Here is an 18,448-nt window from a genome sequence, read left to right on the forward strand (position 1 = left end):
TAAATTAAATTAACAACATTTACTATCATCAGATTTTACTATCACAGCATGATTGTGCAGCTGTAGAAGCGGCTGTTCCGCAACATCCACTGCCTTGTGCATTTCCTAAAACTGATGCTGTATCACCTTTGGTCGGAAATCCTTTTTGTGCCCAGCGAATCATTCCATGCTGCATATTTACTACTTTGTCATAACCGTGATTTACCAAGAATCCAACTGCCCTTAAACTTCTTCCACCACTCTTGCAAACCATCACTACTTCTTTGTCTTTAGGGATTTCTGTGAACCGTTCTTCAAATTGTGTTAGTGGAATATGTATTATATTAGGCACGTCATAAGACAGTTCTGCTACTTCATTTGTCTCTCGAACATCTACTAACAATGCTCCGTTTACTACCCATTCTTGCGTTGTTGTTGGGCAAATTTCTTTTACTAATGTTTGATTTTCCATTGTTTTATTATTTTAAGAATTCTTTAATTTCATCTATTTGAGCAATTCTGCCCTTTACTTTTATGACTTCATCTACCAGTAACACAGGAGTGGTTAACACATTGTATTTCATCATTTCTTCGATGTCCTCAATTTTGATTATTTCTGCGTCTATCCCTAATTGCTTTACGGCTTCTTCAACATTATGAAATGTTGTTTTACATTTTGGACAACCTGGTCCTAATACTTTAATTGTTTTACTCATGATGTACTATTTTAATTTTTGAAATCGTGAACCTTGCGGTTTCATTTTGTCTTTAGTTATTCGGTATTCGTAGAACTACGAATAAAGAAGTCAAATTTTTTTACTTCAACAAGTCGTTCATTAATGTTTTTGCAATTATCCAATTTTCACGGTTAATACAATATTTTACGGTAGGAGGCGTAATAGTTCCTTGAATCAGACCGGCATCTTTAAGTTCATTTAGATGTTGCGATAGTGTTGATTTAGCAATTGGCAATTCTTCTGCCATATCGCCATGATAACAACAAGATTGTGAATTAAGTAATTGTAAAATGGCAATTCTAACAGGATGCCCCAGTGCTTTTGCATATCTGGCTAGATCTGTCTGCTGGCCTGTAAAATAATCTTTTTTAGTCTTTTCCATTTTTGATTCTTGTTGTGTTCGTAAAATTACGAATAATATTTATTAGCAAAATAATTTTAACATAATTTATTTTCTGAAACTCATTAATACTTATAAGACTTTCAAATTAAACGGCATCAATTGTACCACAAAATTCGAAGTGCTTTGTTTTCGGGTGGTTATTTATTTAAAAAAAAGGTGTTTGATATTCATAAAAAAAGGCAAAACACTTTAACGTATTTTGCCTTTTTGTGACCACGGCAGGGTTCGAACCTGCAACCCTCAGAGTCGAAATCTGATATTCTATCCAGTTGAACTACGCAGTCATTTGATTGTTGATTTGATATTACTGATTTCAGATTAAAAAATCACTGAACCAATAATATCAAATTAACGATCTAATTTATTATACTAAAAGTTTCTTTACGATGGTTGAAATGGTTTTTCCTTCGGCAGTTCCACCCAATTGAGCTGATGCCAATCCCATTACTTTACCCATTGAAGCAATTCCAGATGCTCCAGTCTCTGCAATAATTTTTGCAATTACCGCTTCAACTTCAGCTTCGCTTAATTGAGCCGGCAGGAATTTCTCAATTACTGCAATTTGTGCCAATTCTGGTTCGGCTAAATCCATACGGTTTTGTTCCGTAAATATTCTTGCACTTTCCTTACGGGTTTTAACTAATCGTTGAAGTAATTTGATCTCATCGTCAGCAGTTATTTCTTCTTTTGATCCTGATGCAGTCTGCGCTAATAAAAGCTCTGATTTTATAGCTCTTAATGCTTCTAGTGCTACTGTATCTTTGGCTCTCATGGCGGTTTTGATTTCGTCCATGATTTGAATTGATAAACTCATAATATATTTTAGATTTTAGATTCTTAAATTTAGATTTTTTGAAATGAAAAAGGATATTCAATCACAAATCTGCACACGAGCCCAAAGGGCGAACTGGCAAAGCAATCTTAAATCTACAATCTCAAATCACCTTGTACAGCTGGATAAGGCCCGACAAATTTAGAAAATTTAACTCGCATTAACAACTTCTTGTTTGATGCTTTATACTCAAAAAATAGCCCGAAAATTTGATTTAATTTTCGGGCTATCTCAAAATAGTTTGAGTTAGTTAATCGACATTGTCATGCAAATAGGAGTTATTAGAACGCAACTGTAAATCATTATTACTGTCTGTCCCAACAGATATTCTTGATGTAGCATTACTTGAAGGTGAATTATTAAGATCAATACCAAATCTTTTGTAGGCTGGTTCCCTTTCTAATTCATCAACTCTTGATACATTATCATGAAACTTATAATTGAAATCTTTAAGTTTTCTTCTTCTTTCTTCAGCTCTAAATCTAAGTGTTTCTTCGATTGTCATGTCAACAGGTGAATTATTTGCAAGAACTGGTATTTCAATTACTGGCTCGGTCACTTGTTTCATCGTAATATTCATTTCGGCTGGAATTACTTCCTCAACAACTTTCGCTGCCGGTTTAGATTCTGAAAAGTCATTCTCAACCTCCATATATTCTTCAAGCGAGTATTTTATAATGCCTTTGTCGGATAATTCTGTTACTGGAACAAATTGAACAGGCTCCACTACTTTAATATCGCGAGTTTCATTTGTCAATTCAAACAAGAAATTATTCGATTCCTCTTTTGCATGAACAGGCTCTGGTTTGCTTAAAGGCATATCGAATGAAAAAGCTGTTTGCTCTTGTTTTTCCTCAAACCGTGCTGGCTCTGATCTTACTTCTCTTACTTGCTCTATAACAGGATTTGTAACCACAAAATCAATCTCTTTCATTGGAGAAACAATTTCGAATGTAACATCCAAATTTTTAATGAATTCTGTCATCCCAATTAATTCATCTTCATTGATTGAAGCAATTATCGGAGAGTTAATTACAGGCTCAGGTGTTACAACATCTTCAATTAAATCAAAAACGATTCTTTCTTCAGTGTTGGAAACTGGTAATTCACTATTGAAATTGAAACCTGCAACTGTGTTTTTTGTCAAATCAAAAACACTTTTTTGTTCTTCACCAAGTGTGTGGATTATTTTTTTAGGCTCAACATTTACTATTTCGTTTTGTTGTTCAACATTAAAACCTGTAGCGATAATAGTAACAGCAATGGCATCTCCAAGAGTTTCATCTTCACCTACACCCATGATAATATTAGCATTAGATCCTGCTTCATATTGGATATGCTCATTGATTTCGGCAATTTCATCGATAGTAATTTCATTAGTTCCAGAAACGATAAGCAACAATACATTTTTGGCACCCGTAATTTTATTATCATTTAAAAGTGGCGAATCTAAAGCGGCAACAATACCCTCTTTTGCTCTATTTTCACCGGAGGAAACAGAAGATCCCATAATAGCCGTCCCGCTATTATACAATACTGTTTTGGCATCACGTAAATCGATATTTTGAGTATAGTGATGAGTTATTACTTCGGCAATACCTCTTGAGGCCGTTGCCAAAACTTCGTCCGCTTTTGAAAATCCTGCCTTGAATCCAAGATTTCCATATACTTCTCTTAATTTATTATTATTAATAACGATTAAAGAATCGACTTGCTTGCGCAATTTTTCGATACCGATAAGCGCTTGCTCCTGACGCACTTTCCCCTCAAACAAGAAAGGCAAAGTTACTATTCCCACTGTAAGTATATCTCTTTCTTTAGCTAGTTGAGCGATTACTGGCGCAGCTCCTGTTCCAGTTCCACCACCCATTCCAGCGGTAATAAACACCATCTTGGTATTTACATCCAACATTTTTTCAATGTCGGAGATGCTTTCTATAGCAGATTGGTGTCCAATATCCGGATTTGCTCCAGCTCCCAATCCTTCAGTCAAATTCATCCCTAACTGAATTTTGTTAGGCACAGCACTGTTGTCCAATGCTTGAGAATCGGTATTACAGACGATGAAGTCAACGCCTTTAATTCCTTGTTTAAACATGTGGTTTATGGCGTTACTACCGCCACCACCTACTCCAATTACTTTGATTACATTTGATTGATTTTTTGGTAAATCAAATGAAATACTTCCAAATTCTGTGTTGCTTGGCATCATATGGGGTTTTAATTTTTTATTAACTTTATCTTTTACTACTCTAGGCTTGGGGCAAAAAGGAGGTCTGATAATTTATTTATTCTTTATTTATTATTCTGCGTTGTCCAAAAAATCTTTAATCTTGTCCACATATTTATCAAAAAACGATCTTCTAATTTTGTTTTCAGTAGATTCCTCTTTTAAAGGATCTGCTTGAAGTGCTCTTTCAGGTTGCACATAAACCTCTTCTTTAATTTCAACTTTCTCTTCAACTATCGGCTCTCTATAATAAGTTACTTTTTCTGGTGTCACAGTTGCCTGCATTTTAACCGCACTTTGTGTTTTATTTTCAATGCTATTCATTACCAGTCCAACTGCTGTTGCATATAATGGACTTGAAATTTCTTCATCAGAGTTTCCAGCTAAATGCTCGTTTGGATAACCAATTCTAGTATCCATTCCGGTGATGTATTCTACCAATTGTTTGATATGCTTTAATTGCGCACCTCCACCCGTAAGAACGATTCCGGCAATCAATTTTTTGCGAGGATCTTCATGTCCATAAGCTCTTACTTCTGTAAAAACTTGCTCAATGATTTCAACAACTCTGGCATTAATTATTTTCGAAAGGTTTTTTAACGAAATCTCTTTAGGTTCTCTGCCTCGCAAACCTGGAATAGATACAATCTCATTGTCTCTATTTTCTCCTGGCCAAGCAGAACCAAATTTAACTTTCAACAATTCGGCTTGTTTTTCAATAATCGAACAACCTTCTTTAATATCGTCTGTAATTACATTTCCTCCAAAAGGGATTACTGCTGTATGACGAATAATACCATCTTTAAAAATAGCCAAATCAGTTGTTCCTCCTCCTATATCGATAAGAGCAACTCCTGCTTCTTTTTCTTCCTGACTCAAAACTGCATCGGAAGAAGCTAATGGTTCCAATGTCAATCCTGACAATTCGATACCTGAACTTTGTATACATCTTCCAACATTTCTGATTGACGATGCCTGACCAACTACCACATGGAAACTACTCTCTAATCTACCGCCATACATCCCGATTGGCTCTTTCACATCCGATTGCCCATCAATTTTAAATTCTTGAGGCAATACATGGATAATCTCTTCTCCAGGCAGCATCGCCAATTTATGAACCTGATTGATTAATAAATCGATATCGCTTCCACCTATTACTTCTTCTGGATTACTTCTGCTGATGTAATCACTATGCTGAATACTTCTGATATGCTGACCAGCTATACCAACTACAACATCTTTTATTTTATACCCTGAATTATTTTCCGCCTCAAGTATTGCTTGTTGAATAGATTGAATAGTTTGAGTGATGTTATTCACAACACCTCTTGCCACACCTAAACTTTTAGATTTTCCAACACCTAAAATTTCAAGTTTTCCATACTCATTCTTTTTGCCTATCATGGCAACAATTTTCGTCGTCCCAATATCTAGACCTACTGCAATATTCTCTTTTTCCATTTTCTATTATTTTGTGCAAACTACTTGTTCCGTAAATCTGAGATCTATTTTTTTATATTTATCCAAAGAACCATCTAAACTTACTTTTTGAAAAAAAGCTTTATAGTTTTGAAATTTACGTTCTACATTTATCAAACTACCAAAATCAATTTGATAATTATAATTTCTATTGAGCATTAATAAGCTACCATTAGACATAATTTGTATGCCAATGATGTTTTTTCGCAAAAACGCATCATCATAAATTATCTTAAATAATTTAAATAAATCTTTGTTGTTTTTCTTGTTTATCTCCCCAGATACAAGTGGAACTCGAGCTGTAAAATTTGTCGATAAAGGCATGGTATTACCCTCACTGTCAATATAGAAGGAACCCTCATCATTAAAGACTCTAGCTATAGGCGTCTTTTGTTTCACAACTGCTTTTAACACACCATCGATAGTCACATACACATCTGCCCTCTCGATCATTTCTTGAGCATTTAATACTTGCTCCAATTTATTCAAATCTAGCCTATCTTTTCGTATGGTTTTAGCATGCGAATTATTTTCTATCAACAATTTATTAACCGTTTCATTTTCCAAAAAAAGAGAGTTTTCACCCACAAAAACAACCTCTGATTTAGTCAGTTTTCGCTTTGAATTTCGTTTAGAAGTAAACGAAAAAAGAAAAATGACCAAAACAAACATTAACAATAATCTTATATTATTCCAATTAAAGACTTTCATATAATGCTTTTTTTATTGAAGGAACCATTTCACCCAAATCACCTGCACCAATCGTAACAATTACGCGGGCATCATTAGCCAAAATTGAAGGAATTAAATCTTCTTTACTTACAATTTTTTTATACTCATTAGTCATTTTACCCATTAACCATTGTGAATTAACACCTTCCATAGGCAATTCACGGGCTGGATAAATTTCCATCAGAAAAACTTCATCAAAAGCAGACAAGCTTTTGGCAAAATTATCTACGAAGTCTCTTGTACGACTAAATAAATGCGGCTGAAAAACAGCTAATACTTTTTGTCCCGGATATAATTCTCGAACCGCTTGATGAACAGCATTTATTTCTGTTGGATGATGTGCATAATCATCAATATATACTAAATTCTCTTCTTTGATTTGATACGAAAAACGCCTTCTAATTCCTCTAAAAGAAACCAAAGCTCTGGCAATAACATCGGTTGGGGTGCCGTATGTTATTGCCATCGCTAATGCCATTAAAGCATTCATTAAATTATGCTTGCCTGGCAATCCGAAACGCAAATCTTTAATGAGTTCGTTTGGGGCTTTAACATCAAAAACATAACTACTGTCTTCTATTCTCACGTTGAAGGCTTCAAAAACAGCTTCTTCATTAACAGCACAAATCACTCCTTCTATGGGCAGTTCATTGGTTATAAAAAGTTTGTTTTTATCTTCAACTTTATTTGCAAATTCTACAAATGATTCTTCAATTGCTGCGCTGGTACCGTAAATATCCAAATGATCGGCATCCATAGATGTAATACATGCAATATTTGGATGCAAATGCAAAAAGGAACGATCAAATTCATCAGCTTCAACAACTGTAACCGTTTTTCCGTTTCCGATTAAATTAGAATCATAATTCTCAACAATTCCGCCTATAAAAGCTGTTACATCAGCTCCACTTTCATACAAAATATGCCCTAAAATACTAGAGGTCGTTGTTTTCCCATGAGTTCCTGCCACCGCAAAACAAAAAGTATCTTGAGTAATGATACCCAAAACTTCTGCTCTCTTTTTTACCTGATACTCTCTTTCCAAGAAATAATTCCACTCAGAATGATCAACCGGCACCGCTGGAGTAATAATGACCAATGTATTTTCAACATAATAATCACTTGGAATTAGATTAATATTATCTTCAAAATGAATATCAATTCCACTTTCAATCAATTCACTGGTAAGAATAGAAGGTGTTTTATCATAGCCCGAAACTTGCTTTCCTATCGTTTTGAAATAACGAGCCAAAGCACTCATTCCGATGCCCCCAATTCCAATGAAATAGACGTTCTTTATTTGATTTAAATTCATTTTATTTCGTTTATAATATTCTTCAAGTCTATTCTCTATTTTCTTCTCCAATCAACTTAACAATTGCATCAACAATTTGTACTGTTGCTTTTGGCTTTGCCAATAATTTAATATTCTCACTTAATTGATCTTGTTTTCCTTGATCTTTAATCAACGATTCAAATACCAAACCAAAGTCTTCATCCAATTGTGATTCCTTAAGTAAAATGGCACCTTTTTTATTCACTATTGCTTGGGCATTTTTGGTTTGGTGATCTTCGGCTACATTCGGTGAAGGAATAAAAATCACTGGTTTACCAACAATACACAACTCCGAAACAGAAGAAGCCCCAGCGCGTGAAATCACCACATCAGCAGCTGCATAAACCAAATCCATCCTTTCTATAAAGGCTACTACTTGAACATTATGCCTGTTATATTGTTCATAATCGTCCAAGTAAAATTTTCCGCATTGCCATATCACTTGAACTTTTAAAGAAAGGAACTTATTTAATTCCTTCTCTATTAATTGATTGATCCTTCTGGCACCTAGACTACCTCCAAGAACCAATAGTGTTTTCTTGGATGGATCCAAATTGAAATATTTGATAGCCTCATTTCTTTTTTCCTTAATATCCAACAAATCCTGACGAACCGGATTACCAGTCAAAATCATTTTATCTTCTGGAAAAAAACGTTCTAAATGATCATAAGCAACACAAATACTATTTGCCTTTTTACTCAAAAGTTTATTGGTAATTCCCGGATAAGAATTCTGTTCTTGAATTACGGTAGGTATATTCATGCTATTGGCCATTTTCAACAATGGGCCACTGGCAAAACCACCCGTACCAATAACAACATCTGGTTTAAATTGTTTAATGATTTTCCTGGATTCCCATAAACTATTCAATAATTTAAATGGGAACATTGCATTTTGAATTGTCAACTTTCTTTGTAAACCAGCAATCCAGAGACCTTTTATTTTGTAACCTGCTTGAGGTACTTTTTGCATTTCCATTTTGTCTTTGGCACCAACAAACAAAATTTCGGCATCAGGAAAACGTGACTTCAATTCGTTTGCAATGGCTATTGCAGGATAAATGTGTCCTCCTGTACCTCCTCCACTCAAGATAAATTTATGCTTTGCCATTTTGAAAAAATTTCTAAGTTGCTTCTTTTAATACTAAATTGTAACGAACTGTAATTATTTATAAAAACCTAATAAACCCAATTATTTTAACACCGCATTCATTGGGTTCTTTGAATTATCCGTAATGGAATAATCGCTAGTGTCAAAATTGTCATTTACATTTTTAAAATCTGCTTCTTCAAGATCTGCTTCCAATTCTCTATCTATAAGTTTTTGAAGTATTTCTTCTCTTTTTTCTTTATCTAATTTTTCTTGTGCAATCTCCTCTTCTTTTTTGGTCACGCTCAATATAATTCCGAGGCCAAAACAAGTCATCCAAATTGAACTACCTCCACTACTAATCAAAGGCAACGTTTGTCCGGTAACTGGCAATAACTCCACGGCAACAGCCATATTAATCATGGCTTGAAAAATCATCGGAAACCCTAAACCTATTACCACCAATTTTCCAAAAAGTGTATTAGCTTTATGGGAAGCGATCACAAATCGGAATAATAAAAGCAGATACAATACTAAAACCCCTAAACCTCCAACAAGACCATACTCTTCAACAATAATCGCATAAATAAAATCGGAAGAGGACTGTGGCAAGAAATTTTTCTGAACACTTTTTCCAGGGCCCAAACCGTATATCTGTCCTGAAGCAATAGCAATTTTAGCCTTTTCTATTTGATAATCATCCTCATCGGCTTTATCGGTTGTAAAATTCTCAATACGACTTTGCCATGTCCCTACTCTGCTGAAAAATTTAGATTCGGGAAAAGCTTTTGACATTAAAAAAAACAGAGTTAAAATCACAACACCAGAACCTATGATAAAAAAAATGTACTTCAAAGGATACCTACCAACAAAAGCAAGCATAAGTACCATTGAAAAAATCAAAGCTGTGGTAGAAAAATTGGCTGGAAGAATAAACATCAATGTTATAAAAACAGGAGTCCAAAGCTCCCATAAAGAAGACTTAAAAGTGATAGGTGTTTCTCTACTTTTGGACAAATATCGAGCAACGAAAATAAACAACATAATTGCCGCCAATGTCGATGTTTGAAACGACAACCCGATAAATGGAATTTGAATCCATCTACTGGCATTAGCTCCAGCAATTACGGTTCCCTTTATCAAAGTATAAGCCAATAAAAGCCAAACTATAGGCAATCCTGCTTTGGAAATTGCTCTAAAATAATGATATGGAATTTTATGAACCCAATAAATAATTAGAAAACCAATACAGATATGGGCAAAATGCTTCACCAAATACCCCAAAGTATTGCCGGTTCCATGACCCAAATAAGCCAAATTACTACTTGCACTAAAAACTGGCATAAAGGAAAACAGGCCCAATAAGGCCACGAATGACCAAATGCCTTTATCTCCTTTTAGCTTGTTAATTAGTTCTCTCATTTTTAAATTTTAGAATTAAGGTTTAGATTTTAGATTTAACTTCCATTTAGAAATTGAAACTATTTTCTAAAAAATTCAATTTATAGATTTTTAACTGCTAGTTTGAATTGTCTTCCTCTATCTTCATAGCTTTCAAATAAATCAAAACTAGCACATGCTGGTGATAATAAAACAGTATCTCCTTTTTCAGATAAACGTTGAGCCATACGAACAGCTTCATTCATATTCGTTACTTCAACCATTATATCAACCACATTTCCGAAGGCATCGATAATCTTTTTATTATCAACTCCTAAACAAACAATTGCTTTTACTTTTTCACGAACTAATGACATTAATTCGTGATAATCATTCCCTTTATCAACTCCTCCTACAATCCAAACTGTAGGCGTATTCATACTGTCTAATGCAAAAAACACAGAATTCACATTGGTTGCTTTGGAATCATTGATGTATTGTACGTTTTGAATCTTCAATACTTTTTCCAAACGATGTTCAACACCTTGAAAATTAGACAAACTTTCACGAATTGTTTCTTTTCTTATTTGTAAAATTTTTGCAACAGAGGTGGCCGCCATAGCATTCTTTAAATTATGTTTTCCTTCCAATGCGATGTATTCTGTTTCCATTGTGAACTCTTCGTGATTGATCTTTACTTCCATTTTGTTATTTTTTATATAAGCTCCTTCGGTAAATTCGTCGGTTAACGAAAAAGGAATTAATTGTGCTTTAACTTTATTTTTACTCAACCATTCTAAAATGGCTTCATCATTTGCATCATAAATCAGAAAATCTTTCTCTGTCTGATTCATTGTGATGCGAAACTTAGACTCTATATAATTTTGATATTTGTAATCATATCGATCTAAATGATCTGGGCTAATATTCGTAATTATTGCAATGTCCGGTCTGTAATCCACAATTCCATCCAACTGAAAACTACTCAACTCGATAACATAAAAATCATAATTGTTATCTGCGACCTGCCAAGCAAAACTTTTACCAACATTTCCAGCTAATCCAACATTCAATCCTGCAGTTTTCAACAAGTGATAAGTAAGCATAGTAGTAGTCGTTTTCCCGTTACTACCCGTTATCCCGACAGTAAGAGCCTTTGTAAAAGGAGCAGCAAATTCAATTTCGGAGATCACTGCAATACCCTTACTTTTTAATTGCTTCACAATTGGCGACTTATCTGGAATACCTGGGCTTTTCATAACCAAATCGGCATTCAAAACTAAATCTTCTGTATGTTTTCCTTCTTCCCAAGCGATGCCATTTATAATTAACACCTCTTTATAACTGTCTTTTATCTTTCCAAAATCGGACACAAAAACATCATATCCTTTTTTCTTACCGAGAATAGCAGTACCTACACCGCTTTCTCCACCTCCTAAAATCACTAGCCTCATATTATCTCAATTTCAGTGTAACAATTGACAAAATGGCCAGCATAATAGCAACTACCCAAAACCGCGTCACTATCTTACTTTCATGATATCCTTTCTTTTGATAATGATGATGTAATGGCGACATTAGAAAAATCCTTCGCCCTTCTCCGAATCGTTTTTTAGTATATTTAAAATAACTCACTTGTAAAACAACAGAGAAATTTTCTACCAGAAAGATTCCACACAATAAAGGAATCAGCATTTCTTTTCGAACTGCAATTGCCAATACCGCAATAATACCTCCTATGGTTAAACTTCCTGTATCTCCCATAAAAACAGATGCTGGATAAGAATTATACCAAAGAAAACCAATCAAAGCACCGAGAAACGAAGCTATAAAAACGGTCATCTCACCCGAGTTGGGTATGTACATTATATTGAGATAATTTGAAAAAATAATATTACCCGAAACAAACGTAAAAATCGCTAGTGCAAAGACTGATACCGCAGAAGTTCCCGCAGCCAAACCGTCAATACCATCGGTTAAATTGGCTCCATTTGAAACAGCTGTAATAATAAAAATGACAATTGGAATAAAAACTAACCAAGCCCATTTTTCGTATCCTTCGCCTGTCCATGCTAATAATTCTGCATAATCAAATTCATTATTTTTGAAAAAAGGAATTGTTGTTGCAGTTGATTTTTCCTCCAATGAAACTGGTTGAACAACGGTTTCTGTGGTTTGTTTAAAAATATCGACCTTTCCTGTATCTGTTCTAACAGTCACAGCAGGGCTAAAATACAAAACTGACCCAACGATTACTCCCAATCCTACTTGACCAAATACTTTAAAAATACCCTTAAGCCCTTGTTTGTCTTTTTTGAAAATCTTAATATAATCGTCAATAAAACCAATGGTTCCCATCCATAAGGTGGTAACAATCAATAAAACAATATAGATATTATGCAATTTTGCAAAAAGTATCACAGGAACTAAAGTTGCAAATATGATAATGATACCCCCCATAGTTGGTGTACCTGCTTTTTCATTTTGTCCAGCTAATCCTAATTCACGAACTGTTTCTCCCACTTGCTGTCTACTTAAAAAACCAATTATGCGCTTTCCATAAATGGTAGACAATAACAATGATAACATCAATGCTAAGGACGATCTAAAGGTGATGTATTGAAAAACCCCCGTACCAGGAACATCCATTACTTTGTCTAAATATTGAAATAAGTAGTATAGCATATTGTTTTATTTTAACAGTTGATCTAAAATCTCTTTTACATTTTTCATGTCATCAAAATCATGACGTACCCCTTTGATTTCCTGATAGGTTTCGTGCCCTTTACCAGCAATCAATATAATATCATTTGGCTGTGCCAATTGACAAGCTGTTTTAATCGCTTGCAATCTATCTGTAATCGATAAGACTTTTTTATAATTTTGAGCTTGAATCCCTTTTTCCATTTCTTGAATAATGGCTTCCGGCTCTTCGTTTCTAGGATTATCGGAAGTCAAAATTACTTTATCACTCAATTCTGTAGCGATATTAGCCATAACAGGTCGTTTTGCAGTATCTCTATTTCCACCGCAACCCACAACTGTTATTAATTGTTCATTATTGGTTCGCACATCGTTAATGGTATTCAAAACATTTTCGAGCGCATCTGGCGTATGCGCATAATCTACTATAGCCGTTATATTCGTATTGGAAACAATATATTGGAATCTTCCTGATACACTTTCTAATTCTGACATCAATCGAAGAACTTCCAAACTATCCAATCCTAATTCCACAGCCGTTCCATATATCGCTAAAAGATTGTATGCATTGAAAGTCCCAATTAATTTCACCCAAACTTCATTACCATTTATTTTCAACAGCAATCCGGACAATTGATTTTCCAAAATTTGAGCTTTGTAATCAGAATACGTTTTTAAAGCGTAAGAAAGCTTTTTGGCAGCTGTATTTTGAAGCATTACTTGCCCATTTTTATCATCAATATTTGTTAGAGCAAAAGCACCGCTTGGCAAATGATCAAAAAAAGATTTCTTAACATCTCTATATTCTGCAAAAGTTGGGTGATAATCTAAATGGTCATGAGACAAATTAGTGAATATTCCTCCTTTAAAATGTAACGCTTCAGTACGTTTTTGATGAATACCATGAGAGCTTACTTCCATAAAACAATATTCAACCTCTGCCTCTATCATTTCATTAAGAAAATAATTGATCGTAATAGAATCAGGTGTTGTATGAGTAGCTTTATATTCAATATCGTCTACCAAAATTTTCACTGTTGAAAGCAAACCCACTTTGAAACCCGCTTTTTTGAATAATTGATACAACAATGAAGCTATGGTTGTTTTACCATTCGTCCCTGTAATACCAACTAATTTCAATTTTTGAGATGGATTATCAAAATAATTGGCTGCCATAAAAGCCAAAGCTGCATTAGTGTCTTTCACACATACATAAGTTACTCCATTTATCAGATTTTCAGGAAGCGTGTCACAGATAACCGCTGTTGCTCCAAGACTGATTGCTTTTTCAATAAAATCATGACCATCCGAAATAGTACCGCGAATCGCAATAAAAGCATCATTCTTTTCGACTTTTCTAGAATCAAAATTCAATTGATTTATAGCAATTTCAGTAGAACCCGTTACAGATTCTATCGCCACTTTATATAATATGTCTTTAAGTATCCTCATGATAATTCCAATAGAATTGATGATTTTTTCACAATACTCTGCCCAGCCTGAATGGATTGTTTCTTTACTTTCCCCACCCCAACAGCTTTAACCTTAAACCCTAGATTTTCCAACAATGCAACTGCATCCATTCCAGCCATTCCTTTAACATTTGGAACAGAATTTTGCTTTTTTTGCGTTTTTACATAATAGTTATTATAACTACTCTCTTGTTTCGGATCAGGTCTGTCCAATTTTTTAATCACGTTGGTAGAAGGTGTATCTGTAAATATTTTTTGAGCAATCCTTTTAAAAACTGGCCCAGCAACATCGGCTCCGTAATAATTATTATTGGCAGTATTCGGTTTATGAACCACTACAATACAAGAATACTTAGGATTATCCGCTGGGAAATAACCCACAAATGAAGAAGCATAGTGTTTGTCCATTCCTCCATTCTTGGCATAGTTCATTTGTGCTGTTCCAGTTTTGCCCGCCATAGAAAAATCTTTAGAATACAATTTTGCCCCAGTCCCTCTTTTTACCACATTAGCCAAAACTGCCTTAACTTTTCGTAACGTTTCAGGAGAACAAATTCTCGGGTTCATTACTTCTGTATCGTATTTTTTTATGGTTTTGTTCCACGCTTTGATTTCAGAAACCAATTGTGGCTTCACCATCACCCCATTATTGGCAACAGCATTATAAAATGTTAGCGTTTGCAATGGAGTAACCGAAACCTCATATCCCATTGCCATCCATGGAAGTGAAATGTTAGACCAATGCTTATCACTCGGCTGCGGAATCTTTGGCCTTCCTTCTCCTTTAAAAGCCAATCCTAACTTTTTGTTTAATCCATAAGAATTAATATGATTCACAAACTTCGTCGGATTGTTTTTGTAATTATTATAAACAGCCTGTGCCATTACCGTATTGGAAGAAACTTCAAAACCACGAGCTAACGAAATTTTGCCATAACCACCTTCATGAGAATCTCTCACTTTATGTCCTGAGTATGTAACTACACCGCCGTGAGTATCATAAACAGTACTCGTATCTGCCACTTTATCGTCCAATATTGCCATCAAATCAACCAATTTAAAAGTAGATCCTGGCTCATGAGATTCAGCGTAGGCATAATTAGTCGTTTCGTAATAACTACCATCTGTTGCTCTTCCTAAATTTGAAATCGCTTTTACATGACCTGTCTTAGTTTCCATAACAACTACGCAACCATGATCTGCTTCATACTCTTCCAATTGTTTTAATAAAGCATGGTGTGCAATATCTTGAATGTAAACATCGATTGTCGATATAACATCATAACCATCTTGAGGTTCCACCTCGTTTACATCACGAATTGGTTTCCACTGCCCTTTAGCAATTTTTTGTTTTAATATTTTACCGTCTTTTCCGTTAAGGTATTGACGATATGCCCACTCGATTCCTTTTCCATCAGAATATCCTTCAGGCATTTTTCTTTCATAACCTATACTGCGTTGGGCTATTAGTCCTATTGGATGCTCTCTAACTGTTTTTTGCTCAATTATAATTCCACCTTTATAAGCTCCCAAATTAAATAATGGAAATCCTTTGATTTTGATATATTCCGTGTAACTCAATCCTTGAGCAACTAAAAAATATCTGTTTTTGTGTACTCTCGCTCTCCTTAGCTCGTTTTGAATTGTACTACTGGATTTTTTAAGTAACATTCCCAATGAATCAGACAGTAATTTTACATTTTTTTCAAAAGCTTCTGTTTTCGGAGCTACAGCATCAAAACGGATTGCATAATTAGGAATTGAAGTTGCCAAAAGGCTTCCATCAGCTGAATAGATATTCCCTTTATTGGCAGGAATAACAAAATTTTTTACCGTTCTTTCTTTGGCTAATTCTCTGTAATGATCTCCATCAACCCACTGAATATTAGTTAACTTAACAGCAATAGCAATTGCCATCAAAAAGATGAAAAATGCAACCAAGTAGGTTCTATAGGATATGTATTTATCTTCTACTGCCATATTCTTTCTAAGAAATTTTTCTCTTCAGGTTCTTTTACTTCTATTTTTACTGGAGGTACAGTTGACGGAAAAATTTGTTTTTCTTCCATTTTAGCCGAAACTGTAGATTCCATTTTAAGCTTCATCAGCTCTGAACGTCTGTCTACAAATTCAGAACGCAACTCTTTTACCTTATTGGTCAATTCAACAATCTTAAATACTTTTTGTTCGTAACGTTGCGTATTGGCAATCATTATTATAGCAAGTAAAATCACAAAAACGATAAAGCGCCAGTTTTTGACAGCGTTGTCATCGATTAGAAATTGTGCTTTTAATATGTTATAAATTCCGCCTTTCATTAGTAAATTATGAATTATGAATTATGAATTATGAGTTACAAACTCTAGAATTCACACCTCTTTAAACTTTTAAACGATTAAACCATTTTAAACAATTAAACTTTCTAACCTTTTTTCTCTGCAATTCTCAATTTGGCACTTCTGGCTCTATTATTCAACTTGATTTCGTCATTATCAGGAACTATTAACTTCCCTACCGTTTTAAAAGGAACCGAAAAATTCCCATAAAAATCTCGTTCTGGCTCCCCTTCGAACATTCCATTTTTTATGAATCTTTTCACTAATCTATCTTCTAATGAATGATAAGAAATTACGCTTAATCTTCCGCCTGGCTTTAAAATCTCAAGGGACTGCTCCAAAAACTCTTTCAAAACATCCATTTCTTGATTTACCTCTATACGAATCGCCTGATAGATTTGAGCTAATATTTTATTTCGAACTCTTTCGGGTAAATATTTTGCCAAGACTTCTTTCAATTCATCAGTTGTTTTGATAGGTGCGTGCTCTCTAGCCTCGATAATTGTTCTTGCTAAAGCTGGTGCATTTTTCAATTCGCCATAATCCAGAAACACTCTCCTTAAGTTGGCATCATCATATTCATTGACTACCCGATAAGCATTCAAATCATTTTTCTGACTCATTCTCATGTCCAGTCCGGCATCAAAACGGGTAGAAAAACCTCTTTCAGCTACATCAAACTGATGAGAAGAAACCCCTAAATCACCCAAAATACCATCTACTTCTTTCACGCCATAAAAACGCAAAAACCTTTTTATAAACCTAAAATTCTCGTTTATCAACGTAAATCTTTCGTCTGGTAAAGCATTTGCCAAAGCATCTTCATCTTGATCAAAGGCAAATAATTTTCCGTTTGGCCCTAATCTTCTCAATATTTCTTTTGAATGACCACCTCCGCCAAAGGTTACATCCACATATATTCCGTCTGGTTTTATATCCAAACCATCCACAGTAGGATGAAGCAATACTGGATTATGATATTCCATTGTCGTCGTCATTTAAATTACCCATTACTTCTTCGGCTAAATCTGCAAAATCAACATCGGCACCGTCAATCGATTTCTCATACAAATCTTTATCCCAAATTTCTACAATATTAACTGCGGAAGAAAAAACCACATCTTTATCAATACTGGCAAAAACTACTAAATCTTTAGGAACCAGCAATCTGCCTAATGCATCTATCTCTACCACCTTTACACCAGCGGTAAAACGGCGAATAAAGTCATTGTTTTTCTTTACAAATCGATTAAGTTTGTTGATTTTTTTCATCATCAAATCCCACTCTTCCATAGGATACAATTCCAGACAGGGCTGAAATACAGAACGCTTCAAAACAAAACCGTTTTGAAGCGAGGAAGCCAATTGCTTTTTTAAGGGAGCAGGCATTAAAACCCGTCCTTTTGCATCGACTTTACACTCATATGTTCCTATAATTGTGTCCAAGTGAATTGTATTAATTGTATAAAGCAAAAATATATAAAATTTTACCACAATTTACCACTATCTACCACTTTGTTAATAAGTTTAACCACTTTTGACCAAAAAAGCTTAGTTTATACACTATCAGAGCATTAGCTACAGAATCGATTATTTGTAAGAAAGTTTATAATTTAGCAAAAAGTATCCATTTTTGATTGATAAAACATATTCTTAAAAGCTTAAAAAAAACATCTCTTAATCGTTAAAAAAACAATAAAAAGAGACTCAAAAACATATTTCACACCGATAAGAAT

17 protein-coding genes and 1 tRNA gene are annotated in these 18,448 nt (G+C 34.4%); all 18 read right to left on the reverse strand.

Annotated elements, in window-relative coordinates:
- Positions 1–28 precede the first annotated feature (28 nt).
- The 18 genes from B0E44_RS03765 to B0E44_RS03850 all read right to left on the reverse strand — a co-directional run bounded on the left by B0E44_RS03765 (position 29) and on the right by B0E44_RS03850 (position 18,158).
- Complete coding sequence (locus B0E44_RS03765; RefSeq protein ID WP_077370867.1) at positions 29–451, reverse strand: rhodanese-like domain-containing protein; 423 nt, start codon at positions 449–451, stop codon at positions 29–31.
- Positions 452–458: 7 nt separating this feature from the next.
- Positions 459–695, reverse strand: a complete 237-nt coding sequence (locus B0E44_RS03770) for a thioredoxin family protein (RefSeq protein WP_077370868.1) — start codon at positions 693–695, stop codon at positions 459–461.
- 100 nt (positions 696–795) lie between these two features.
- Entirely contained in the window at positions 796–1,098 is a 303-nt protein-coding gene (locus tag B0E44_RS03775; protein ID WP_077370869.1) for a helix-turn-helix transcriptional regulator, read from the reverse strand.
- A gap of 231 nt (positions 1,099–1,329) precedes the next feature.
- Positions 1,330–1,403, reverse strand: a tRNA-Arg gene (locus B0E44_RS03780).
- Positions 1,404–1,483: 80 nt separating this feature from the next.
- Positions 1,484–1,933, reverse strand: coding sequence for a GatB/YqeY domain-containing protein (locus B0E44_RS03785; RefSeq protein ID WP_077370870.1), 450 nt, complete (start codon positions 1,931–1,933; stop codon positions 1,484–1,486).
- A 268-nt stretch (positions 1,934–2,201) separates the two neighbouring features.
- Positions 2,202–4,160 carry a cell division protein FtsZ gene (gene ftsZ / locus B0E44_RS03790; RefSeq protein ID WP_077370884.1) on the reverse strand — a complete coding sequence of 653 codons (1,959 nt, stop codon included), beginning with the start codon at positions 4,158–4,160 and terminating at the stop codon, positions 2,202–2,204.
- Between the two features lie 93 nt (positions 4,161–4,253).
- A complete protein-coding gene (gene ftsA / locus B0E44_RS03795) occupies positions 4,254–5,645 on the reverse strand; it encodes a cell division protein FtsA (protein WP_077370871.1) in 1,392 nt (463 codons plus the stop codon).
- 6 nt (positions 5,646–5,651) lie between these two features.
- A complete protein-coding gene (locus tag B0E44_RS03800) occupies positions 5,652–6,374 on the reverse strand; it encodes a cell division protein FtsQ/DivIB (protein WP_077370872.1) in 723 nt (240 codons plus the stop codon).
- A complete protein-coding gene (gene murC / locus B0E44_RS03805) occupies positions 6,361–7,710 on the reverse strand; it encodes a UDP-N-acetylmuramate--L-alanine ligase (protein WP_077370873.1) in 1,350 nt (449 codons plus the stop codon). The genes B0E44_RS03800 and murC overlap by 14 nt, the downstream gene beginning before the upstream one ends.
- 28 nt (positions 7,711–7,738) lie before the next feature.
- Positions 7,739–8,842 (reverse strand): undecaprenyldiphospho-muramoylpentapeptide beta-N-acetylglucosaminyltransferase, encoded by a 1,104-nt coding sequence (gene murG / locus B0E44_RS03810; RefSeq protein ID WP_077370874.1) that lies wholly within the window; start codon positions 8,840–8,842, stop codon positions 7,739–7,741.
- Positions 8,843–8,923: 81 nt separating this feature from the next.
- Positions 8,924–10,243, reverse strand: a complete 1,320-nt coding sequence (locus tag B0E44_RS03815; RefSeq protein ID WP_077370875.1) for an FtsW/RodA/SpoVE family cell cycle protein — start codon at positions 10,241–10,243, stop codon at positions 8,924–8,926.
- Positions 10,244–10,323: 80 nt separating this feature from the next.
- Positions 10,324–11,655, reverse strand: a complete 1,332-nt coding sequence (murD, locus tag B0E44_RS03820) for a UDP-N-acetylmuramoyl-L-alanine--D-glutamate ligase (RefSeq protein WP_077370876.1) — start codon at positions 11,653–11,655, stop codon at positions 10,324–10,326.
- A 1-nt stretch (position 11,656) separates the two neighbouring features.
- A complete protein-coding gene (gene mraY / locus B0E44_RS03825; RefSeq protein ID WP_077370877.1) occupies positions 11,657–12,886 on the reverse strand; it encodes a phospho-N-acetylmuramoyl-pentapeptide-transferase in 1,230 nt (409 codons plus the stop codon).
- A gap of 6 nt (positions 12,887–12,892) precedes the next feature.
- Positions 12,893–14,356 carry a UDP-N-acetylmuramoyl-L-alanyl-D-glutamate--2,6-diaminopimelate ligase gene (locus B0E44_RS03830; protein WP_077370878.1) on the reverse strand — a complete coding sequence of 488 codons (1,464 nt, stop codon included), beginning with the start codon at positions 14,354–14,356 and terminating at the stop codon, positions 12,893–12,895.
- The gene (locus B0E44_RS03835; protein ID WP_077370879.1) at positions 14,353–16,356 is read right to left on the reverse strand and encodes a penicillin-binding protein; all 2,004 of its coding nucleotides are present in this window, start codon (positions 16,354–16,356) and stop codon (positions 14,353–14,355) included. The genes B0E44_RS03830 and B0E44_RS03835 overlap by 4 nt, the downstream gene beginning before the upstream one ends.
- The gene (locus B0E44_RS03840; protein WP_077370880.1) at positions 16,347–16,694 is read right to left on the reverse strand and encodes an FtsL-like putative cell division protein; all 348 of its coding nucleotides are present in this window, start codon (positions 16,692–16,694) and stop codon (positions 16,347–16,349) included. Before B0E44_RS03840 ends, B0E44_RS03835 begins: the two co-directional genes overlap by 10 nt.
- Positions 16,695–16,798: 104 nt before the next feature.
- The gene (gene rsmH, locus B0E44_RS03845) at positions 16,799–17,710 is read right to left on the reverse strand and encodes a 16S rRNA (cytosine(1402)-N(4))-methyltransferase RsmH (protein WP_174565125.1); all 912 of its coding nucleotides are present in this window, start codon (positions 17,708–17,710) and stop codon (positions 16,799–16,801) included.
- The gene (locus B0E44_RS03850; RefSeq protein WP_077370882.1) at positions 17,685–18,158 is read right to left on the reverse strand and encodes a division/cell wall cluster transcriptional repressor MraZ; all 474 of its coding nucleotides are present in this window, start codon (positions 18,156–18,158) and stop codon (positions 17,685–17,687) included. The genes rsmH and B0E44_RS03850 overlap by 26 nt, the downstream gene beginning before the upstream one ends.
- Positions 18,159–18,448: the final 290 nt, after the last annotated feature.

The sequence above is a fragment of the Flavobacterium sp. A45 genome, assembly GCF_002001005.1.
Taxonomy (GTDB): domain Bacteria; phylum Bacteroidota; class Bacteroidia; order Flavobacteriales; family Flavobacteriaceae; genus Flavobacterium.